The 21610-nt window shown below is 67.8% G+C and carries 21 protein-coding genes; 12 read left to right on the top strand and 9 right to left on the bottom strand.

The annotated features are described in order from the left end of the window. Nucleotides 1-72 precede the first annotated feature (72 nt). Nucleotides 73-1518: an amidase gene (locus NVU01S_RS01765; protein ID WP_043674397.1), complete on the top strand. Its 1446-nt coding sequence runs from the start codon at nt 73-75 to the stop codon at nt 1516-1518. Nucleotides 1519-1602: 84 nt separating this feature from the next. Beyond that, complete coding sequence (locus NVU01S_RS01760; protein ID WP_043674262.1) at nt 1603-2493, top strand: LLM class flavin-dependent oxidoreductase; 891 nt, start codon at nt 1603-1605, stop codon at nt 2491-2493. A gap of 152 nt (nt 2494-2645) precedes the next feature. On the opposite strand, the gene NVU01S_RS01755 is transcribed toward NVU01S_RS01760, so the two are convergent. After that, complete coding sequence (locus NVU01S_RS01755) at nt 2646-3596, bottom strand: coiled-coil domain-containing protein (RefSeq protein ID WP_043674265.1); 951 nt, start codon at nt 3594-3596, stop codon at nt 2646-2648. Between the two features lie 510 nt (nt 3597-4106). Here NVU01S_RS01755 and NVU01S_RS01750 point away from each other — a divergent pair. Continuing rightward, nucleotides 4107-4604, top strand: a complete 498-nt coding sequence (locus tag NVU01S_RS01750) for a GNAT family N-acetyltransferase (protein WP_043674268.1) — start codon at nt 4107-4109, stop codon at nt 4602-4604. 219 nt (nt 4605-4823) lie between these two features. Here the strand turns inward: NVU01S_RS01750 and NVU01S_RS01745 are convergent, their stop codons facing one another. Then, complete coding sequence (locus tag NVU01S_RS01745; protein ID WP_244467340.1) at nt 4824-5708, bottom strand: LysR family transcriptional regulator; 885 nt, start codon at nt 5706-5708, stop codon at nt 4824-4826. A 35-nt stretch (nt 5709-5743) separates the two neighbouring features. On the opposite strand from NVU01S_RS01745, the gene NVU01S_RS01740 reads away from it, so the two are divergent. The 5 genes from NVU01S_RS01740 to NVU01S_RS01720 all read left to right on the top strand — a co-directional run bounded on the left by NVU01S_RS01740 (nt 5744) and on the right by NVU01S_RS01720 (nt 11583). Further along, nucleotides 5744-6655 (top strand): EamA family transporter, encoded by a 912-nt coding sequence (locus tag NVU01S_RS01740; RefSeq protein ID WP_244467341.1) that lies wholly within the window; start codon nt 5744-5746, stop codon nt 6653-6655. 51 nt (nt 6656-6706) lie between these two features. Beyond that, nucleotides 6707-7975: an alpha/beta fold hydrolase gene (locus NVU01S_RS01735; RefSeq protein WP_043674274.1), complete on the top strand. Its 1269-nt coding sequence runs from the start codon at nt 6707-6709 to the stop codon at nt 7973-7975. Between the two features lie 522 nt (nt 7976-8497). Next, nucleotides 8498-9301: an SDR family oxidoreductase gene (locus NVU01S_RS01730; protein WP_043674276.1), complete on the top strand. Its 804-nt coding sequence runs from the start codon at nt 8498-8500 to the stop codon at nt 9299-9301. A gap of 239 nt (nt 9302-9540) precedes the next feature. After that, complete coding sequence (locus tag NVU01S_RS01725; RefSeq protein ID WP_043674279.1) at nt 9541-10428, top strand: helix-turn-helix transcriptional regulator; 888 nt, start codon at nt 9541-9543, stop codon at nt 10426-10428. A 417-nt stretch (nt 10429-10845) separates the two neighbouring features. After that, the gene (locus NVU01S_RS01720) at nt 10846-11583 is read left to right on the top strand and encodes an SDR family oxidoreductase (protein ID WP_043674281.1); all 738 of its coding nucleotides are present in this window, start codon (nt 10846-10848) and stop codon (nt 11581-11583) included. Here NVU01S_RS01720 and NVU01S_RS01715 read toward each other — a convergent pair. After that, nucleotides 11570-12490 carry a LysR family transcriptional regulator gene (locus tag NVU01S_RS01715; protein WP_043674401.1) on the bottom strand — a complete coding sequence of 307 codons (921 nt, stop codon included), beginning with the start codon at nt 12488-12490 and terminating at the stop codon, nt 11570-11572. The genes NVU01S_RS01720 and NVU01S_RS01715 overlap by 14 nt on opposite strands. Before the next feature lie 57 nt (nt 12491-12547). Further along, nucleotides 12548-13057: a DinB family protein gene (locus tag NVU01S_RS01710; protein ID WP_043674283.1), complete on the bottom strand. Its 510-nt coding sequence runs from the start codon at nt 13055-13057 to the stop codon at nt 12548-12550. A 224-nt stretch (nt 13058-13281) separates the two neighbouring features. Between NVU01S_RS01710 and NVU01S_RS45385 the strand changes: the two genes are divergently transcribed. Beyond that, nucleotides 13282-13482 carry a DUF1062 domain-containing protein gene (locus tag NVU01S_RS45385; RefSeq protein ID WP_043674286.1) on the top strand — a complete coding sequence of 67 codons (201 nt, stop codon included), beginning with the start codon at nt 13282-13284 and terminating at the stop codon, nt 13480-13482. Nucleotides 13483-13633: 151 nt separating this feature from the next. Here NVU01S_RS45385 and NVU01S_RS01700 read toward each other — a convergent pair whose 3' ends face one another. Together NVU01S_RS01700 and NVU01S_RS01695 are read right to left on the bottom strand one after the other, a co-directional pair. Further along, nucleotides 13634-13921, bottom strand: a complete 288-nt coding sequence (locus tag NVU01S_RS01700) for a hypothetical protein (protein ID WP_156161691.1) — start codon at nt 13919-13921, stop codon at nt 13634-13636. A gap of 433 nt (nt 13922-14354) precedes the next feature. After that, nucleotides 14355-15611: an alpha/beta hydrolase gene (locus NVU01S_RS01695; RefSeq protein ID WP_043674292.1), complete on the bottom strand. Its 1257-nt coding sequence runs from the start codon at nt 15609-15611 to the stop codon at nt 14355-14357. Between NVU01S_RS01695 and NVU01S_RS01690 the strand changes: the two genes are divergently transcribed. The 3 genes from NVU01S_RS01690 to NVU01S_RS01680 all read left to right on the top strand — a co-directional run bounded on the left by NVU01S_RS01690 (nt 15602) and on the right by NVU01S_RS01680 (nt 18361). Next, nucleotides 15602-16042: a MarR family winged helix-turn-helix transcriptional regulator gene (locus NVU01S_RS01690; RefSeq protein ID WP_043674407.1), complete on the top strand. Its 441-nt coding sequence runs from the start codon at nt 15602-15604 to the stop codon at nt 16040-16042. The two genes, NVU01S_RS01695 and NVU01S_RS01690, sit on opposite strands and share 10 nt — an antisense overlap. Nucleotides 16043-16134: 92 nt before the next feature. Next, nucleotides 16135-16905, top strand: coding sequence for a class I SAM-dependent methyltransferase (locus NVU01S_RS01685; RefSeq protein ID WP_043674294.1), 771 nt, complete (start codon nt 16135-16137; stop codon nt 16903-16905). After that, the gene (locus tag NVU01S_RS01680) at nt 16892-18361 is read left to right on the top strand and encodes a carboxylesterase/lipase family protein (RefSeq protein ID WP_043674297.1); all 1470 of its coding nucleotides are present in this window, start codon (nt 16892-16894) and stop codon (nt 18359-18361) included. The genes NVU01S_RS01685 and NVU01S_RS01680 overlap by 14 nt, the downstream gene beginning before the upstream one ends. An 8-nt stretch (nt 18362-18369) precedes the next feature. Here the strand turns inward: NVU01S_RS01680 and NVU01S_RS01675 are convergent, their stop codons facing one another. From NVU01S_RS01675 to NVU01S_RS01665, 3 genes are all read right to left on the bottom strand, one after another. Beyond that, nucleotides 18370-19869, bottom strand: a complete 1500-nt coding sequence (locus tag NVU01S_RS01675; RefSeq protein ID WP_052280839.1) for a hypothetical protein — start codon at nt 19867-19869, stop codon at nt 18370-18372. After that, entirely contained in the window at nt 19851-20243 is a 393-nt protein-coding gene (locus NVU01S_RS01670) for a hypothetical protein (RefSeq protein WP_156161692.1), read from the bottom strand. The genes NVU01S_RS01675 and NVU01S_RS01670 overlap by 19 nt, the downstream gene beginning before the upstream one ends. 159 nt (nt 20244-20402) lie before the next feature. Next, entirely contained in the window at nt 20403-21581 is a 1179-nt protein-coding gene (locus NVU01S_RS01665; protein ID WP_043674302.1) for a citrate/2-methylcitrate synthase, read from the bottom strand. Between the last annotated feature and the right edge of the window lie 29 nt (nt 21582-21610).

Genomic DNA, 21610 nt, shown 5'->3' with positions numbered 1-21610 from the left:
TCGATGGCTGCGTGGGCATTCGAGGCCTGCTCGCAGGATCGGTATACCCGCGACGTCGGTAGGGTCGCGGGCATGGAGCGGAGCTTTCATTCGGCGGAACAACTTCTGGCCGCCCTGCGTGCGGGTGCGGTGACCTCGGTCGAGCTGACCGAGGAGGCGATCGCCCGGATCGAGCGGGACGACAAAGCGATCAACGCCATCTGTGTGCCGGACTTCGACCGGGCGCGGGCGGCCGCGATCCGAGCCGACGAGGCGCGGGCACGCGGCGAGGACCGTCCGCTGCTCGGTGTCCCGGTGACGGTGAAGGAGTCCTACGACATCGCTGGCCTGCCCACGACCTGGGGTGTGCCGGCGTACCGCGACTACGTGCCCGCCGAGAACGCGGTGCAGGTATCGCGGATCGAAGCGGCCGGTGCGGTGATCCTCGGAAAGACCAACGTGCCGTTCATGTTGCAGGACATCCAGAGCTACAACGACATCTACGGCACCACCAGCAATCCGTGGGATCACGGTCGCACCCCGGGCGGGTCTTCCGGCGGGTCGGCCGCCGCCTTGGCCGCCGGGTTCGGTGCGCTCTCGCTCGGTTCCGATATCGCCGGATCGCTGCGCACGCCCGCGCATTTCTGCGGCGTCTACGCACACAAGCCGACTCTGGGGCTGGTGGCCAGTCGCGGCATGGTCGCGCCACCAGGGCCCGCGCTGCCCGCCGAGCGTGATCTCCCGGTGGTCGGCCCGATGGCCCGCACCGCCCGCGACCTGGCCCTGCTGCTGGATGTGATGGCGGGTCCCGATCCGCTCACGCACGGCATCGCCTATCGGCTGGCGCTGCCGCCCGCTCGGCACGAGCGGCTCGCCGACTTCCGAGTGCTGGTCCTCGACGAGCATCCGAATATCCCGACCGGCTCGGCGGTGCGCGCCGGACTGCACCGGGTCGCCGAAGCGTTGGTCGCTGCCGGTGCGCACGTGGCGCGGCAGAGTCCATTGCTGCCCGACCTCGCCGAGGCCGCGACGCTCTACACCCAGCTGCTGGTGTCCGATCTCGCCGCGCGTTTTCCCGCGGACAGGTACGAATTGCTGCGCGCCGCCGCGGCCGGACTGGATCCGCAGGACGACAGCTATCAAGCCGTGTGGCAGCGCAGTGCGGTGTTCAGCCACCGCGAGTGGATCGAAGCGAACAACCGCCGCGAACTACATCGTCACGGGTGGCGGCAACTGTTCGCCGAGTTCGACGCGGTCGTGTGCCCGATCACGCCGACACCCGCGTTCCCGCACGACCATACGAGTCTCGGTGCGCGGCGCATCGCCATCGACGGCGTCGACTACCCCTTCAACGACCAGTTCGTCTGGGCGGGTCTGGCCACTATGCCGGGTCTGCCCGCCACCGCTATCCCCGCGGACCGCACCGCCGACGGACTGCCGGTCGGCGTGCAGCTCATCGGCCCGATGTTCGAAGACCGCACCCCGCTGCGCATGGCCGAGCTGCTCGAGCAGGAGATCGGCGGCTTCCACGCACCGTAACGAGCGAGCGCGGGCTTCGCCGCCGGGCAGCCGTTCGGTCGCATCAAGATCATCCGTTGCGCCGGTGAATGGCATGATCGCGGGGTGAGTTTACGATTCGGTATTCAGTGGGCGCCGACGGCGACCGAACTGCCGCGGCTGCGCGCGCTGGCGCAGGTGGCAGATCGGGAAGGTCTTGATCTGCTCGGCATCCAGGACCACCCGTACGCCGGCGGGCTGGCCGACACCTTCGCGGTGATCGCCACCGTGTTGGCGGAAACCGAACGGCTGCGGGTGTTTCCGGACGTGGCGAGTCTGCCGCTGCGCGGGCCCGCCATGCTCGGCAAGCAGGCGGCGACCCTGGACCTGCTCAGCGGCGGACGCTTCGAACTCGCGTTGGGCGCCGGCGCATTCTGGCCCGCCATCCGCGCCATGGGCGGCCCGACGCGATCGAATCCCGAAGCGTTGCAAGCGCTCGAAGAAGCGACCGCCGTCATCCGTGCCATGTGGCAGCCCGGGACGAAAGCGAAAGTCGACGGCACGCACTACACCGTGCACGGTGTGCAGTCCGGCCCCGCGCCCGCCCATCCGGTCGGGATCTGGTTCGGCAGTGTCGGCCCGAAGGCGAACGCGCTCACCGGGCGCATTGCCGACGGCTGGGCCGCACCCATTCCGCACTACCTGCCCTACGAGAAATGGCAAGCGACGCAAGACATCATCTCGGCCGCAGCGGTCGACGCGGGCCGCGCGCCGACCGACATCACCCGGATGGCGCAACTGGTCGGCACCATCACCGACGCGCCCGGCCCGGTAACCCTGCGCGGTGAGGAAAAGATCCGCACCGACGCCGCCGGCTGGGCCCGCATTCTGGCCGACCTCGCCACCGAAACCGGCTTCGACACGTTCGTGTACTGGCCGGAGTCCGAGGACGAAACCCAACTCCGCCGCTGGATCGGCGACGTCGTCCCGGCTGTCCGGGCCTTGTGCGGCGAGTAGGTGGCGCGACGAGCGCTCTTTCGAAATCATGCTGACGCGGTGCCGGTGACCCCTGTGCGTAGTCACCGGCGCCCCGGCTAGGAAGCCCCGCACGGGTGGTCACCGACATCGCGGCTACTAAGTGCCCACAAAGGTGGTCACCGGCACCGCGGCTACGAGGCACCCGCTCGTGCTGGGCGGTCGGTAACCGGGCGACGGGCTTCGGCGAGTAGTTCGTCCAGTTGCGCCTCGGCGCGTTCGGCGCGAGCAAGTGTTTGCGCGCGAGCCTCGTCGAGCGCGTCGATTCGCTGGGCAGCTTCGGTGCGGACCTTCTCTACTGCGGCACTGGATTCTGCGCGGGCGGCCGCGATGTCGGCGGCAGCGGTGCGTCGGGTGTCGGCGAGTTCGGTGCGGGTGCTGTCGAGTTCGACGCGGACCCGGCGCCATTCTTCGCGCGCCTCGTTGGCGGCTTCGATCCGTTCCATCGCCGCCTGCTCCGCGCGTTCGGTCGCCCGTTCGGCGTCGGCGGCGCGCTGCACGGCGAGGTCGCGCTCGGAGTGCGCGGCGCCGACCTTGGCCGCCGCTTCGCGTTCCGCGTGCGCGATGTCGGTGGCGGCCCGCCGTTCGGCGCGCTCGACCTGTTCGGCCGCTTCCTGTCGGATCCGTGCGATCTCCTCCGCGGCTTCGCGGCGCGCGGTGCGGACCTCGGCCTCGGCCTCGCTACGCGCGGCGAACACATCGTCGGCGGCCTGACGGGTGGTGCGTTCGACCTCGCGTAGCGCGTCGTCGCGGGTGCTGTGCGCGTCGGCGATCGCGGCTTCCGCCCGTTCGGCCGCGCCGGCGGCGTCATCGGCCGCGGCTTCGGCCAGCGCTCGCGCTTCCTCGGCTTCGCGGCGCGCCTGTTCGGCCGCGACAGTAGCCATTTCGGCCTCCGCGATCCGGCGCGCCGCATCGGCTTGCACCGCCTGGACCTGCGCCTCGGCCACCGAGGGATCGCCGAGCGTGGACAGTTCGGCGACGGCGGCGTTCAGCGTATTGCCCAGTTGATCTGCGAGACCACGGAATTGAGTGAGCAGCTCATCCGCACGTAACCGGGCCACGGTCACCGGCCCCTGCTGCGTCACAGTGACGGAAGCGTCGACTACCTCCGACTCCTGTTGTAGCCGTTGCCGTTCCCGCCACGCGCGCCATCTCGTGTGATCCGGGTGATCACAGTATTCCGACGGACGGCCGGGGCCCCCGCCGCGCGTGATGGGTCGAGCACAGCCCGGGTAGTTGCAGACGTTGGACACTCGAAAATCGTAGCGTTGGTTTCGTCAATAGTGACGTATTCACACGAAACGAAATCTGTCGTGTCGCAGGAGGACTCATTGCTCAACCCTCAGTTCTGACCGCCGATAAGTGAACATTATCGGCGGTCAGGACTCGGAGCGGTCGCCCAACTCCCCTGTCGTTATTACGTTTACGTTTGGTTGGCGCATACGAAACGAAACTGCGACTGAACCTGTCGAAAACTGTGCACCCCTGTACGCCGGTACCAATTCGGTGTTCCCGTTCGAACCGTCCGAGTGACGAGCCCGGCCCCAGTGGGAAGCGGGCGGTAGCCCTCTCCCGGCTCATGATGGAATCGGTGTATGGACGAGATCATCTTTCGGTCCGCGACGATCGAGGACCTTCCGGCGCTGGTGCGGATGCTCGCCGATGACACGTTGGGTAGCGCCCGCGAGTCGGTGGACGATCTGGGCCCGTATCGCGCGGCCTTCGCCGTGATCGATGCCGACCCGCGCCAGGAACTGCTGGTAGCCGAACACCACGGTGCCGTGGTCGGCACCGCGCAACTCAGCTTCCTGCCGGGTCTTGCCCACAAGGGTGCGGTGCGGGCGCAGATCGAGGCGGTGCGCGTGGATCGACCGCTGCGTGGCAACGGTCTGGGCGGACAGCTCATCGAAGAGTGCGTGCGGCGGGCAAGGGCGCACGGGTGTGCGCTGGTGCAATTGACCTCGCACGGTAGCCGCACGGACGCACACCGCTTCTACGGCAAACTCGGTTTCGAAGCCAGCCACGTGGGTTTCAAACTGTCACTGGCCGAACATCATCCGCTGCCGACCGCGCTCCCGAAACCGGGGTATTGAGCGCCGCGATCGCCCGTGAAAGGTTCACGACATTCCGGCAGCGGCGGTATCCGTTTGTCGTCGGCCGCCCGTCACAGTGACACCATGAATCGAGTGATACCGTCAGCCGCTGCACATCGCCGACCCAGACCCGCAGCGTGACCCAGCAGCGAGTGGTGGATCGTCACCAGGATCTGTTGAGGGCCTTCGCCCGACCGTTCGCGGTGTGGGTTTCGAGCTTCATGTGCGGTAGAGCTCGGTGAGCAGCTCGAGCACGGTGCGGGTGGCGGGGTGGGGGTCGTCGCGCCACCAGACCAGTTGTACGGCTACGGGTTCGGCGTCGCGTACCGGCAGGTAGGCGACGCCGGGGCGAGGATATTGGTCGACGACGGATTCCGCGGTGACTCCCACGCAGCGGCCGGTGGCGATGACGGTGAGCCAGTCGTCGATGTCGCGGCTCTCCTGTTCTGCGGGGCGCGCGTGCGCGGGCCACAGATCCGTGGTGGTCGTTCCGGTGCGCCGGTCGACGAGCAGGACGCGGTTGCTGAGATCGGCCAGACGTACGGAGCGGCGTCGCGCCAGGGGGTCGGCGGCGGCGAGCGCGCACCAGCGTGCTTCCAGACCGACGATGGCGCTCTCGAAGCGGCGGTCCGTCAACGGCTTGCGAATGACTCCGAGGTCGGCGGTACCCTCGGCCAGCCCGGCGCTCGGGGAGTTGATGCGGAGCAGGTGCAGTTGCGTTTCCGGGTGTGCTGCCTGCCAGCGGTGCTGAAAGGCGAGTGTGCGTCGGCCGAGTGCCGACCAGGAGTGACCGATACGCAGTTCGACGTGGCCCGATGTAGCTTCCTGGACCAGGTTTTCGACTTCGCTCAGCACGCGCCGGGCGTGCGCCACAACGCGTAGTCCGATCGTGGTCGGCGCGGTTTCGCGCGACGTGCGCCGCAGTAGCCGGACGCCGAGGCGCTGCTCGAGCGCCGAGAGGGTGCGCGAGACGGCTGCCTGTGAGACGCCGAGAGCGATTGCGGCATCGGTGAACGTGCCTTCGTCGACGATCGCGACGAGGCAACGCAACTGACGCAGCTCGATATCCATAACCAGATCGTATAGTTGGTGTGCGCCATGCATTTTGCGAATGTGCGGCGGCGGCACAGGATCGGTGGGTGCAAGCAGACCCCACCCGCCCGGCAGAGCTTGCCGTCCTGCCCGCGAAACCCGGTGCCGTGCCGATTGCCGGAGTCTGCACGATGCTCGCCAGCGGCCTTTCGAACCAGCTCGGCGCCGCGATCGGGTCGTTGGCCTTCCCGGTGCTCGGCCCGGTCGGCGTCGTCGCGGTCCGTCAGTGCGTCGCGGCGGCGGTGCTGCTCGCGGTCGGCCGGCCGCGCTTTCGGTCCTTCACGCGACGCCAGTGGGGGCCGGTGCTGCTGCTCGCGATCGTCTTCGGTGTGGTGAACCTGTCGCTCTATACCGCGATCGACCGGATCGGTCTCGGCTTGGCGGTGACCCTGGAGTTCCTCGGTCCCCTCACGATCGCGCTGGCCGGCTCGCGCCGACGCGTGGACCTGGGCTGTGCCGTGCTCGCCGTCGCGGGGGTCGTCGTGCTGATGCGCCCGCGCCCCACCGCCGACTATCTCGGCATGGGGCTTGCGCTGCTCGCCGCTGCCTGCTGGGCAGGCTACATCCTGCTCAACCGTTCCCTCGGACAGCGCTTTTCCGGGGCGCAAGGCACAGCGGCCGCCGCAGGGCTGTCTGCCCTGATATACCTGCCGCTCGGTGTGGGTGTCGTGGTGCATCACCCACCTTCGATCGGTGCGGTCGGTGCGGCTGTCGCGTGCGGCATCCTCGCCTCCGCTGTGCCGTTCCTGGCGGATCTGTTCACGCTGCGTCGCGTTCCCGCTGCGGCGTTCGGGTTGTTCATGAGCGTCAACCCGGTGCTCGCCGCGGTCGTCGGTGCGCTCGTGCTGGGTCAGCGGCTCGACGTGGCCGCTTGGTCGAGCATCGCGGCGATCATCGCGGCCAATGCCATCAGCATCGGCACGAAGCCGAGTTCGACGCGGCGACAATGCTCGACGTAAGCCGAAACAACGCCCGTACCAAGATAACTCGTTGCCGCAAAGGAGCTTTCCATGCACGGTGTAACGCTGACCGACCACCACTTTTCCGTCCCCCTCGACCATGATCAGCCCGATGGCGAGCACCTCGACATCTACGCTCGCGAGGTCGTGGCCACCGGACGCGAACGCGAGCAGCTGCCCTGGCTGCTGTTTCTGCAAGGTGGCCCCGGCATGGTGCCGCCGCGTCCGATCGGCCGGGATTCCTGGCTGGACCGTGCACTCGACGACTACCGCGTCCTACTGCTCGACCAGCGCGGCACGGGCCGCTCCAGCCCGATCACCCGGCAAACGCTCCCCGCCCGTGGCGCGTCGGCCGCCCAAGCCGACTATCTCACCCATTTCCGTGCCGACGCGATTGTCCGCGACGCCGAACTGATCCGGCGAACACTGATCGGCGAACCATGGTCGGTGCTCGGCCAGAGCTTCGGCGGCATGTGCACCGTCACCTACCTCTCGTTCGCGCCCGAGGGTCTGCGCGAAGCAATAATCACCGGCGGTCTTCCCGGTTTGCGCGCCACCGCCGACGAGGTCTACCGCGCCACCTATCCGCGCGTGCACCACAAGAACACCGCGTACTACCGCCGGTACCCGCAGGACGCCGCCGCGGTCCGGCGCATCGCCGCGCACCTGATCGAGCGCCCGGCGCCGCTGCCCGACGGATCCTTGCTCACCGTCGAGGCATTCCAGTCGCTCGGACTGATGCTCGGCACCCGCGACGGCGCGGAAGTGCTGCACTACCTTCTCGAAACCCCTTGGGCTGGAACAGAATTGTCCGACAGCCTGCTCGCCCGCATCGCGGGTTTCCTCAGCTACGCCCAACTGCCGCTGAACCCGCTCATGCATGAACTCACCTACGCCCAGCGCGGCACCGGCGCCACCAACTGGGCGGCGCAGCGCATACGCGGCGAGTTCCCCCAGTTCGACGCGCGCACTGCGCTGGCCGGGGACGATCCGGTGTTGTTCACCGGTGAGATGACCTACCCGTGCCACTTCGACCAACCCTGTCTCGTGCCCCTGCGCGCGACCGCCGAGCTGCTGTTCGCCCGCGCGGACTGGCCCGACCTCTACGACCCGCAACGCCTGGCCGCGAACGAGGTCCCCGTGGCCGCCGCCGTCTACCTCGACGACATGTACGTCGATGCCACATACTCGCTGCAGACCGCCGAGACCATCAAAGGTCTACGGCTGTGGGCGACCAACGAACACGAGCACGACGGACTGCGGGTCAGTAGCGGACGCGTCCTCGACCACCTGCTGCGCATGCTGCGCGGCCAGATCTGAACCGGAGCGCCCTCGTGTCCCGCCTATGAATTCTGTTGCCTGCGTCGATATTCGGCTGCGCGGGCATGGTAGTTCGCCGACGCCGGGCTGCCCGAAGGCGATCCCGCCGCGCAGGCGCTGGCCCACTTCGCCCTCGAAGCCGTCAGTCTCGTCCACGGACGAGACGACCCGGACGCGGCGCTCGACCGGATCTTCGCCCTCCTCGACGCCGGATGGACAGCCACGGCGGAAGAGTCCACACGACGTGGCAGCGACTGACCGCACGGCCGAGTTGCGCTACAGATCGCGGCAATCACGAAAGTGACTGTGCGAAAACGGTGATGGCAGTGCAGAGCAAGGGGGCACACACAGTACCTGTATCGCCAGGGTCTCCCGGACATCCGAAATGCCTGTCAGCCTTGTCGAGTCGGTTACAGCTCCCTCGACAAGCCGCCGACGACATTCCATGGACACGCACTGCAGCTGCCCCCGAATGCGCGATCGTGTCCGCGCATTCTGCCCCGGCAGCAAGGACGGAGACCAATGACAGGCAACCAATTCGCCACGCACGCAGAACTTTTCGATCTGAGCGGGAAGTACGCTCTGGTCACCGGCGGCACCGGTGGCATCGGGCTGATGATAGCGCGCGGTCTGCTCCAGGCGGGCGCACGCGTCGTAGTCAGCTCGCGTAAGCCGGACACGTGCGAGCGGGCACAGCGTCTACTGTCCGAATTCGGCGACGTTCGAGCGATCCCCGCCGATCTGTCCAGGCACGACGAATGCCGTCGCCTCGCCGATCTGGTCGAGGCCGACTCGCCACGCCTGGACATCCTCGTCAACAACGCGGGCGCGATGTGGCGCGAGCCGCTGGCGACGTTCCCGGACGAGGCCTGGGACACAGTGCTCGACCTCAATCTCAAGACGCCGTTCTGGCTGGTGCAGGCGCTGCTTCCCGCACTCCGCAAGGCGGGCGTCGCCGACGATCCCGCCCGCGTCATCAACATCGGCAGCATCGCCGCCATCCACGTCGCCGAATCACCCAACTACTCCTACGCCAGCAGCAAAGCGGCACTGCATCAACTCACCAGGGTGCTCGCCAGAGAGCTGGGCCCCGAGCACGTCACGGTGAACGCGGTCGCGCCTGGCCCGTTTCCGTCGCAGATGATGGCGTCCACGCTCGATGCCGTCGGAGACACGATCGCGGCAAAGGCCCCGCTGCGCCGGCTCGGCCGCGACGACGATATGGCCGGTGTCGCCGTGTTCCTCGCCAGCCGGGCCGGGGCCTACCTCACGGGTGCCGTCATCCCGGTCGACGGCGGTATCGCGACGACTGCGACGGGTACGTAGGTACCTGCGCGAAGCCTTCCGTCCAACGAGCACCACCGGATGCTGCCGAGCGCCATATCCCTGGTGAGATGGTGCGTTCAGCGAGGAGGTCGATTGCGGCAGTCTCGCGGATGGCGCCCAGCACCGGAAAGGTCTGGGCGCGGCGCCGACGACGCGCCCCCGAATCCCGGTCGCAACGCGGTCGTCGGGGGTACCCGCAGTGCCTCCCTCGAACTGCGGGACGGGCCTACGGTGAAAGGATGGCCACGATGGATCTACGCACCGACATCCGGGAGTTCCTCAGCTCGCGTCGCGCCCGCATCACACCCGAGCAGGCGGGCCTGCCCGCTTACGGCGGCAATCGTCGGGTCAAGGGTCTGCGTCGCGAGGAGGTAGCGCTGCTGGCGGGGGTTTCGGTCGATTACTACGTGCGTATGGAACGCGGGAGTCTCGCCGGGGCCTCCGATGGCGTGCTCGGTGCGGTGGCCGCTGCTTTGCAACTCGACGAGGCCGAGCGCGACCACCTGTTCCACCTCGCGCGCCGATCCGGGACGCCCAGCGGTCCCCGCCGGCGCAAACCTGCTGTGCCGGTGCGCTCGACGCTGCAGCAGGTGCTCGACGCCGTCTCCGCGGCCCCGGCCTGGATCTGTAACGGCCGCTATGACGTGCTCGCCACGAATGAGCTTGCCCGCGCGCTGTTTTCACCGGTGCTGGCCGACCCGCGACGGCCCGCGAACACCGCACGGTTCGTCTATCTGGCTCCCGAGGCAGCCAGAGATTTCTTCGTCGACTACGACCGAATCGCCGGCGACGTCGCCGCGAAGCTACGCATGGAAGCCGGCCGCGACCCGCACGACGAGGACCTGATCGCCCTGGTCGGTGAATTGTCGACGTGCAGCGAACTGTTCCGGCAACGGTGGGCATCCCGAGACGTGCGCCTGCGCCGATCCGGGCGCAAGCGGCTACACCATCCGATCGTCGGCCGCCTCGACTTGGACGTCGAATCCCTCGAACTCCCCGCCGAACCCGGCCTCCACCTCACCATCTACACCGCACCCCCGGACACGCCCACCGCCGACAATCTAGCGCTCCTGGCGTCGTGGGCCGCCACCCAGCAGACCACCGAACTCGAAGAACACAACGGCTAGCCCACCCCTTATCCGGTCTCGCGCCCCGGCTATCCCAGCCCTATCGAAGGCGGCCCCGCATCAACGATTCCGAGAGAACTGCGGGGTCGGTGAAGGGCGGTAAGTACACGCCGGTGCGAACGTGGTTGTGGTTCAACGAATTCCCCTGACTGGTCGATCGTCGCGACAGCGATCTTAGGGCCCGTATAGGAACTACCTATGGCTTCTGCTGTTTATTCGTCTTTGCCGGTGGCTGTTTCGGCGACATACGGTGAAACAGCTCGACGCGGTGCGCTCCGAAAGCCTTCGTGAATGCGCTTCGATTCTTGTTCGCCGAGTGAATACCCCTGTGGCCGAAAGGGCAAGTGGCGGGATGACTCCTGCCCCGGAGCCGAAGTTTCGACGGCCGGTCCGATGACGATATGAAGGAGAACCGACGTGTACGAAGGTAAGACCGCGGTGATCACCGGTGGCAGCACCGGTATGGGGTTCGCGATGGCGAAGCTGCTGGTGGACGGCGGTGCGCGGGTGGTGATCACGGGACGTTCGCAAGCGACCCTCGATACCGCGCGGCAACAGCTCGGCGAGAATGCGATCGCCGTGCGCGGCGATGTCGCCGCACTGACAGATCTGGACGCGCTCGCCGATCGCGTGCGGAGTGAATTCGGCACGCTCGACGCGCTTTTCGTCAACGCGGGCATCGCGAAGGCCATGCCGTTCGAGTCGACGACCGAGGAGTTCTACGACGAGTTGTTCGCGATCAACGTCAAGGGTGTCTTCTTCACCGTGCAGAAGTTGTCCCCGCTGCTGAGCCCGACGGCGGGCGTCGTGCTCACCACCTCGAACGCGAACGTCATGGGCATGCCCACGGCCGGCGTCTACTCGGCGGGCAAAGCGGCAGTACGTTCCATGGCCCGCAGCCTGGCCGGTGAGCTGCTTCCCCGCGGCATTCGGGTGAACGCGGTGAGTCCTGGCCCGATCGATACCGGAATCCTGGGCAGCGCGATGACCGCGGAGGCCGCCGCGGAATTCAAGGCAGCGCGGATCGCCGAGAATCCGATGCGCCGTTTCGGCACTCCGGACGAGATCGCGAGGGCCGCAGTCTTTCTCGCCTTCGACGCCACCTACACCACGGGTGCCGAGCTGGTCGTGGACGGCGGCGCTACCCAGCTCTGAGTTCGTCCGTTCGCACCGGCGCGAACGACGCGGACTTGTGCCACGTTTCTCGACGCAGCAGCTCGAGCAGCGCCGTTTCGGCCGGGCCGGCGTTGTGCCGGACAGCGGCGAGAATAGGTTGCGACACGACAGGGAACACCGGCCGGGCCAGGTGCTCGTAACCCTGCGGTACCGCGGAGGCCGGGACCAGCGTCACCCCGAGTCCGTGTGAGGCCCAGCGCACCGCCGTCGCCGCCTGGGTTACCCGGGCGGCCGTGCTGGGCGTGAGTCCGTTGTCCCGCAACACCTCTCGCAGCACTGCATCCAGGGCGCTGTCCCGGTCGAATCGCACCCACGGCTCGTCCGCCAGGTCGGGCAACTCGACCCGGTCCGCCGCGAGCAGCCGGTGTCCGGCGGCCAGCACCACGACGAATTCCTCGTCGCCGAGGTGATGGGCGTCGGCCGAGGTCTCCTCGCACGGTGCGGTCACCAGGACGAGATCCAGCACGCCGCGCCGGCCCATCCGTTCCAGCTCGGCCGGATTCGGCTCCTCGAAGACGGTGACTTCGAGCCGCGGGTAGCGGCGGCGCAGTGCGGCCAGAGCACTCGGCAATTGCCTTGTGCCCAGACCCAGCTGCGCCGCCACCAGCAGTTCACCTTCGAGTTCGTCGGCACCGGCCCGGGCGGTCGCCCGTGCCCGGCGCGCCGCGTTCACCGCGACCTGGGCCTCGCGCAGGAACGCGCGACCGACGACGGTGGGCACCAGCCCGGTCGGTGTGCGGGCGAACAGCGTCACGCCGAGTTCGCGTTCCAGGGCGCGAATCTGCTGGGACATCGAGGGCTGTGCCACGTGCAGCAGTTCGGCCGCCGCCGTCACCGAGCCCACCTCGGCGACGGCCAGGGCGTACTCGTATTGCCGTAACGTCATCGACGCCCGTCCTTCCTGCCGTGGACCGCGGTCCACATCGCGGCACTCGTGTCGATCCTAGGCGTGTCCGCCGCGGGCCGGTTCGCGCGCCTGGTCGATCTGTTCACGCAGGATGTCGCCGTGACCTGCGTGCCTGGCGAATTCCTCGATCATCGCGAGCAGGGTCCAGCGCATGCTGACCTTGCCTTCGCGGGGATTGTCCTTGGTGTCGTCGAGGTCGAAACGGGCGGCGATCTCGCGGGAGCGCCCGCTGGCCCGCTCGAATTCGGCGATGACGTCGGCCAGCGACTCGTCCTCGGCGACGGCGAAGGTGCCTTCGTCGCGACGCGAGTAGCCGTCGCAGTCGGCTTCGTCGAGTCCCGCCCAGAACCGTTGGAACCAGATCCGTTCCGCGCCGGCGGCGTGCTTGATCAACGAGATCGGCGTCGTCAACGAGGAGACCAGCCTGCGGCGCGCGTCCGCCTCGGACAGACCGCGCACGGTCTCGATCAGTGCCGCGCGGTTGCGATCGAGCATGTTCTCGATGATCGCGCGCTCGCCACCATCGGTTATCCGGTTGATACTCATAGGTTTTCACTCCTTTGCTGGGCGTGCTCGAGGCACGTGGGCGCGGCACACGGCCGCGAGTCGAGGGGTACGCGAAACGTCCGGTGTCAGGAGACAAACCGGGGAAAGAGAGGCTCTCGCCGCGAAGAAGGCGGACCGAGCGTGGTGCGGGCCTACCGCACCGCAGAGCCATCGAAGACCTGCTGCCGATAACAGTACTCGATGCCGAGCGGTCCGTCTCGACGATGCGCGGTTCCGGCGAGGTCCTCGACGTCGCGGTGTATTTCGCCGCGCGCATCCCCGTCCGACCCGTTCGGCTGATCGCGCAGGGTTGCGGACTGCCACGACCCGAGGTCGAGCGGCTGCTCAGCGAAGGACGGCTGGTCTCGGCAATTCGGTTGAGCGACAAAGTCTCCGGCGATTTCACCTTCACCTTGCAACGCTGAACCCTGGCCGGTGGTGCGGTCCTGTCCGGCGGGCAGGACCACATACGACACCTGACTTCCGGTCGCAGCGGTTTCAATGTCGCTGCGGGCCAACATTTCTAGAGGTGCTGACCGAGGCGAGTGCACGTCTGGTACGTATGTACAGCGCGAACTAGCAGAGGATGGGCAGCCGTTCCCCTCGCGGTTCCGTACCAACACGGCCGTCGCTGGTGTCCTGACAGCTGTTCGATTCGTCGTCCGCCCCTGGTCTGACCACCTTGTCCTGCTCGGTGACGACGACGCCGTCTCGATCGACCAGCGCCACCCGGACCTGCACAGCCTGATCCGCCGACAATCGCGTCCCCGCCAGCTCGACCAGCGCGTGCCGGGCCTGTCCATCACAGATGAGTTCCTTCTGCGTGCCGCTGCCCGACGGGTTGTTCGCGTTGGGCTCGCCCACCGTCACCTTGATCCCGGCAACTTGGCCCTAGCCTTCGCAGCTGTACTGAACGCGCACATGATCCGAATCGACGTCCTCGACCGTGATCGCGGTCGACGCAAGGGCCGGGCCGGCGATCACCGTAGCGGCCACCACGCCTCCGACCACAGCCATCACACGGCCGACCCGTCGATAGTGCCAAGTCACCATAGCGGTCAGTCCTCCCTGAACACGCGCAAAGTATGGCTGCGGCCTCAACCGGCAATCATCGAACTTCTGTCGGCATCGCCCAACGGCCGCGACACCCAGCGGCACCGGTCGCCGCGGCAACCGAGTTCACCGCACATCTTGGCAACCCATCGGGCGAGCAACGCCGCGGCACACCGCCTGTTACCAAGATGATGCCGACTGCAGCGGACACGTCGACAGCACTACCTCTGTGGGGGTAGAAGGTTCAGCTGGTGCGCAGTTCTTCGAGCGTGGAAGGGACTGCGCCGGACCACCATTGCGGGTCGGCGGTGCTGTCGGTGGTGCGGCCGTCGCGGTGGACGTAATGGCGTACGTCGCGGCCGGTTTCGGCGAATTCGCCGGCGAGGGCGCGTTCGAGCCATTCGGCGCCGAAACGGAACACCTCGGCCGCGACGCCGCCGAGGGGGTGGAATTCGCCCTCGTAGACGCGAATCTCTTTGGGCGCCTGGACCAGTTCGTAGTTGGCCAGCGCCTGCTCCAGCGGGGTCAGCTCGTCGAATTCGCCGATGCCGAACAGCACGGGGCAGGTGATGTCGCCGACCAACCCGCCGAGCGGCATACGGGAGACCAGTTCACGGTCGAACGCCTCCTCGTCCTGGTAGCCGGCCATGTACATGAAGTTGTTCTTGAAGGTCGGCTGGGCGCGCTCGAAGATGGTGCGGAAATCGCCGGTGGGCGCCTCGAATGCGGCGAGTGCGGCCAGCCGCCGGTCCACGGCGGCCGCGCGCGAACCCCAGTAACCGCTCATGCTGATCCCGAACATGCCGATCCGCTGCGGATCCACTTGCGGCAGCTCGGTCAGGTAGTCGAGGTAACGGCCAACGGCGCGTTCGTAATTGGTGAGGTCGACGGTCAGCCCGTCGGCCCGGGACTCCCCTTGCCCCGGCCCCTCGATGGACAGCGCGACGATCCCGCGTGCGGTGTAGTAGCGCTCGGCCGCGTAGATGTAGTCCTCTTTGATCAAGTCCATACCGGGGCCGAGGATCACTGCGGGCGCCTGGCGCACGTCCCCTTCGGGCAAGTGCAGCAGCGCGTAGATCTGCTTGCCCTCGAAGTCGAGGACCACCCGCCGGACCAGCCCGCCGCGTAGGGACCCGAGCCGCTCGACGCAGTGATCGGCACGCGTGCGGAAGGCGCGTTTGCGCGGGTCGGCGGCCTCGAAGGTCGAGTACTGCGCCCGGCCCCACATCACCGCCGCTCGGTTGTAGAGGTCGGCGGCGGTGCGTGCGAAACCGTGCCGCTCGTGGTGGGCGGCGCGCTCCTCGGCCTGCGCGGCGACGGTCGCCCACGCTTTCGGCAACATCGCCGCGCTCTGCACCTGGTCGAAGACCTTGTCGAAGTCGGTGTGGTCGTGGCCGAGCTGTTCCATGGTGCCCTTGGCTGCCGGATGCAGCGCATCGAAGCCGCCCTGGGCCAGGGCGATGTCGAGGGCCCAGCTCTGCCCGATCGAACGTGCGGTCATGTCCTGCCGTCCCTGACAAGCTCGCTCGCGCCGCCTATCGCCTCAGCGCGGCGGACTCCCGGCTCCGCGGCCGCGCCACCCGCAGCCCGGACGCCCTCTCCCTCACCCATGCTCGCGCGCTGCGCGTACTCGCCGATCAAGGCCCGCTCACCATCGGCCAGCTGGCGGCCGGCGCCGAAACCACCGGCGCCGCAACGACCCAGCTCGTCGACGGCCTGGTCGCCGCGGGCTACGTCACCAAACAGCGCTCACCCCAGGACAAACGCTCGGTGCTGGTCACCCTTGCCGAAGCGGGCCGGACCCGCTGCGGCGAACGCATGGCCGCCATGCACGCGGCACTGCAGGAGGAACTGGCCGATCAAGACACCGCCGCACTACATTCCGCGACCGAGATACTGCACCGCCTGGTCGCGATCTACGACCGACTCTGACCCGACTTGCGGCACTTGATCATCGCCCCGAAGCGGCCGACAACACCGAAGCAACCCACGGGATTCCCAGTCGCACATGCCAGGATGGGCTGATGACTTCGGTTCCGCACGATCGCTCAACTCCCGCTCGCGCGAGCGCATACGACAGTTTCGCCGAGGGATACACGGCAGAGAGCGAAACCGGCCTGCTGACTGCGTATTACAATCGGCCCGCGCTGCTGGAGCTGGCCGGGGAGGTGCGTGGGCGCCGGATTCTCGATGCCGGGTGCGGCTCGGGCCCGCTCTTCGATGAACTGCGGGCGCGGGGTGCCACGGTAACCGGGATCGACGCGAGCGCAGGCGTGCTGGAGCTGGCCCGCGAGCGACTCGGTGCCGACGCCGACCTGCGAGTGGCTGACCTCGCGGATCCACTGCCCTTCCCCGACAACACTTTCGATGATGTCGTCGCGTCACTGGTGCTGCATTACCTCCGCGACTGGGGCCCGACACTGGCCGAATTGCACCGGGTGCTGGTCCCTGGCGGGCGGCTCATCGCTTCGGTCGAGCATCCGTTCGCGAATTTCCTGGCTCAGCGCATGGCCGGAGACGAGACGAACTACTTCCAGACCCGCAACCGGACCGAGGCATGGACCATGGGCGGCCAGACCGCCCACCTGAGCTTCTGGGACCGCCCGCTGCACGCGATGACCGAGGCCTTTACCACGGCAGGGTTCCGCCTCACCGTCATCAGCGAACCGCCTGCCGTGCCTGCCGCCCGCGACCTGGCCCCTGATGTCTTCGACGAGAGCACCGGCACCAGGTTCCTCTGCTTCCTGTTCTTCGTCCTGCACGCCGACGGAACCGCAGCGAATGACTGGGGGTGAGCGGGTAGAGGTTCGCACGGCTTCGGGGGTGGTGCGGGGCGAGTGGGTGCGCGGCGTTGCGGTGTTCCGGGGTATTCCCTATGCACGACCGCCGGTCGGTCCGCGACGTTTCGCCGCGCCGGTGCCGGTGCTGCCGTGGGACGGGGTGCGGGACGCGTCGGAGTTCGGTCCGTCGGTACCGCAAAAGGGTTGGGCGGGTGCGGATTCCGGTGACTGCCTGACGTTGAACGTGTGGTCACCGGAACTCGGTGCCGTGCGGCTGCCGGTGCTGGTGTGGATTCACGGGGGCGCGTATCTGGAGGGCGAATCCAGCAACCCGCACCACGACGGTGCACTGCTCGCCGCGGCGGGCGCGGTGGTGGTGAGCATGAACTACCGCACGGGAGTGGAGGGTTTCGCGCACATCACCGGCGCACCGGACAACCGCGGGCTGCTCGACCAGGCAGCCGCGTTGCGGTGGGTGCAGGACAGTGTGGCCGCGTTCGGCGGGGACCCGGGCAGGGTGACGGTGTCCGGGCAGTCCGCGGGCGCGGGTTCGGTTGCGGCGCTTCTGGTTATGCCGAGCGCGGCCGGGTTGTTTCAGCGGGCGATCGCCCAGAGTGTTCCCGGCACCTATTTCGCCCCGCGACTGGCCGCCGCGATCTCCGCGTCCATCGCGGCGGAAGTCGGAGCAGCAGCCACCACCGACGAACTGTCCGCAATCACCCCGCGCGCGTTGATCGATGCGACGGGCGCGGTGATCGCGAAAATGCCGGACGCAGTGGAATCGTGGGGCCCGGTGGCGCTCACCCCGACCCCGTTCTCTCCGGTCGTCGACGGTGACGTGCTGCCTTGTGCGCCGTGGCAGGCCCTCGCCGACGGCGCGGCCGGCGGTGTCGACGTGCTGGTCGGACATACCCGAGACGAGTTCCGGCTGTTCAATCCGCACCGTGGCACGGTGACCGATGCGGAACTGACGGCGACGCTGCACCGCCTGGCCCCCGGAATCGACTACCGCACCGCTTATCCCGACGCCACGAACGCCGAGCTGTACGAAACAGTCAACGCGGACTGGCTGTTCCGCATGCCGAGCCTGCATCTCGCCGCCGCCCAGCACGCCGGTCGCGGCCGCGCCTGGCTCTACGAACTGTGCTGGAGCTTCAACCGGGACGAGGGCGCCTCGCACAGTCTCGACGCCCTGCTCGTCTTCGGCACCCTCGGCGCCGACGAGGTCCGCGAGCATCCCACCGCGCACCCGAACGCCGCCGCAGAAGTGTCCGGCGTCGGTCACGCCATGCGCACCGACTGGCTGCGCTTCGCCACCACCGGCGACCCCGGTTGGCCCCCTTACGATCCGCGCGCCCGGCCGACCCGCGTCTACGCGGCGACGCCCGGCACGCAGTGCTATCCCGAGGAGACTTCCCGGCGCCTCTGGTCTACGCACCGATTCGTGCCGCTGGACCTGTTGGGCGAGTAGCTGATCCGCTAGCGAGGTGGGGGCGGTGGTTCCGGGGTGCGGCCCGGTGGCGCCGGGACCGGCTCCTTCTCCTCCGGCGGGGGCGGTGGCGAATAGGGTTCCACCACTACAACTTTCGGCGGGTTGTCGACCGGGCCGGCGACCGTCGGATAGTACGGTGGCAGATGTTTCGGGCTGCTGTCGGTCGGCTGGGCCGGATACGACGACATCGGGGTGGGTTCGACGGTTCCGACCTTGACGGTCGGCGCGGGCAGATCCGTGGCCGCCGCCCATTCGTCGGTGGACGCGCGCCGGTCGACCAGCTGGGTCGTCGACCCGTCGGACCGGTACTGATACGCCTCGGTGCTCGGGTACTGGGTGACCTGTCCCCCGGCGACGACATCGCCGCCGCGATGGGTGATCGTCACGTCACCGTTCACTGTCGCAACGGGTTTGGCGATTTCCGGGGCAAAGGGGTCCACCGCGGAATAGTGCACCTTCAGTGAGCCGTCGGAGCCCTGCGCCACCCGGACGTCGGGAACGCCCGCACCGGCTTGCCTGCCGTCGACCGAGACCGTCGGATTCTGCCGGGCGATCAGGATGCCGTTCTCCATGTCGACATAGAGCGAAACTCGTGACGATTCCGCCGAGGCGTCGGCGGAAGGACCGCGATTGTCTCCGCGCATCGGATAGACGAGCCGGCCCTCGAGCCAGTCGTTGATGTTGAGCGCGATATTGTTGACCTGGTCCACCGGAATGTACATGTTCTGCCGGTACAGTCCCGCTCCGGTGACCGGGTCGAACCGCACCGCCACGATATTGGCGTCGACGCCTTGATATTTCGGGTCGTAGGTGTGCGGGTCGAGCGCTTCGGCCATCCGCCAGTCGTTCTCGGACACCGGATCACGGTGATACACGGCGCGAAACGCGGCGATCTGGTTGGCGCGCTTCTGATCGGCGGTGCTCTGAATCGGCGCGACGCCGGCGAACTCGGTATTGAGCGCGGCACGAATGCGCGAGAGTTCTTGCTGGATACGGGTATCCGCGGCGGCGACGGCATCGGCGGCTTCGACGATCCGCCGCTCCCACACGCCGCGGGCGCCCTCGCGCTCGAGCGTGGGAACGGTGCCCGGCGGATGGGTCACGGACACGGGCTTGGCGACGAACATACCGGTGAAACCGCCCGGCACCACGAAACCGTCGCGTTCGGCGGAAGCGATGAGACTGCGCGCGGAGCTCAACGGCGCATGAATGTCCCAGTAGCCCTGCTCGAGTCGCCCCGCCGCTCCTTCCAAGGCATCCACCAGAGCGAAGGCCTTCTTACGGTCGCTCACGGCGCGATCGTGTGCCGCCTCGGCAGCCTTGCCCCGCCACTCGTCATCGGTGACGACGGTGACGTAGCGTTCGAACAGGCCCTCTATCTTCGTGCCGCAGTCCCGCAGCCCGCCCGCGATGGTGAGCAGGGGCTGCGGGTCGTAGTCGTCGAGCTGGCGTCTGGACGGTGTGCCGGTCACCTCGGCGCCCCCCATTCGCCGGAGTCCTTGGTATAGGTCGCCGCCAAGATCTCCGCCGCGTTGTCCGCCTCGGCTTCCCGGAACTTGATCGTGGCCTGATGCATGAGGCCGCCGATCTCGCGTAACCGGCCCGTCACCGCGGTGATCAAACGGTCTTCGACGTCGCCGGCCAGCCCCTTCGCCTCATCGACCGCGCGCAGTTTCTCGCCCCAGGAAAGCAGCGGAAGCATTCCGTCTGCTACTTCCAGTCGTGCCGCCTCGTCCCCCAACCCGTACATCTGATTGGATTTGACGCCCAGCTTTTCCAGATCGGCCTGCAATGTCATCGACAACCCCGCTTCGCCCTCGGGGACGTGACGCTCAGCTGCCCCCAGCTGAATAGTGAACAAGCCGAACAGTATTCATGACGGCGTTCAGCTTGGCCGCAATGCTAACCATCCGCGGGACACTCTGCCGAAATATTGTGCGGATATGTCAAATTCGGCGCTCAGGCCCCCGAATTCTACGGTCTTGTTTCCGCGCCCCCGCCGCTACGGCAAGTGAGCAGATCATGTCCTCGGCGGGATAGCTTGCGGCGCAGCCGGTCCCACGTACCGCGCGGACGGACGGATGATCTTCCCGGATTCGGCTTGTTCGAGCATGTTCGCCGTCCAGCCGACCACTCGGCTCGTCGCGAAAGTGGGCGTGAACATGGTGCGCGGAATACCGCACAGTTCCATCACGACTCCGGCATAGAACTCGACATTGGCGTACAGGTGGCGTCCCGGTTTGAGTTCGGCGAGCAGTTCGGTCACCCGCCGCTCCACGGCTGTCGCGAATTCGACCAGCTCCCCGCCCATTTCGGTGGCGATCGACCGAAGGAGCACCGAGCGTGGATCTTCGGTGCGATAGACGGCGTGCCCGAAGCCCATGATGCGATCACCCGCGCCGATCTTGCCGCGCACCCAGCTGTCGATGCGCTCGACACTGCCGATCTCGTCCAACCCGTCGAGCGCTCGATCGGGTGCCCCGCCGTGCAACGGTCCGCAGAACGCCCCGATGGCGGCGAGGACGGCCGAGACGAGGTCGGCCCCGGTCGCGGCGACGACCCGTCCCGCGAAGGTCGAGGCGTTGAATCCGTGGTCGATGGTGGCGATCAAGTACTGTTCGATCGCCCGCGCCGCTGGTGCCTGCGGCACCTCGCCGGTCAGCAGATACAGCCAGTTCGCGGCCGTGGACAGGTCCGCGCGCGGGGTGAGCGGCGCGAGCCCGCGATGCAGCCGGTGCAGTGCCGCCAGAATGGTCGGCGTGACCGCGCAGATCAGCAGCGCGTCCGTCTTGCGCCGGGCGGGCGTGCTGTCCCACATCGGCGGCAGATCGCGAAGTCCCGCCAGCAAGGACAACGCCGTACGCAACCCGGCCATGGGCCGCAACGGTGTTCCGGCCGCGGCGATCGGCGACAACAACGGCAACAGTTCCGCGGGCAGGGTGCGCAGTCGCGCGGTCTCGGCGGTGAACGCCGCCAGTTCCGTCGCATCGGGCAGCCGGCCCTGGAACAGCAGGAACCACACCTCTTCGAAGGTGCACGTGGTCGCCAGGTCGATCGCGGAGTACTGGCGGTAGTGGTAGAAGCCCTCGCGTCCGCGCACGTCGCCGAGCCGGGTCTCGGCCGCGACCACGTGCCGTAAACCGGCAGGTACCTCGATCAACTCGTCGGTGTCGTTCAGTTCAGCAGCGTTGCTCGTCATCTGCAGACCTCCTCTTGACTGAACTGTGC

Origin of the sequence: Nocardia vulneris (assembly GCF_001613425.1) — a bacterium.
Lineage (GTDB): Bacteria > Actinomycetota > Actinomycetes > Mycobacteriales > Mycobacteriaceae > Nocardia > Nocardia vulneris.
Note: the sequence above shows the minus strand (reverse complement) of the source record. Positions and strands in the feature narration are given on the sequence as shown.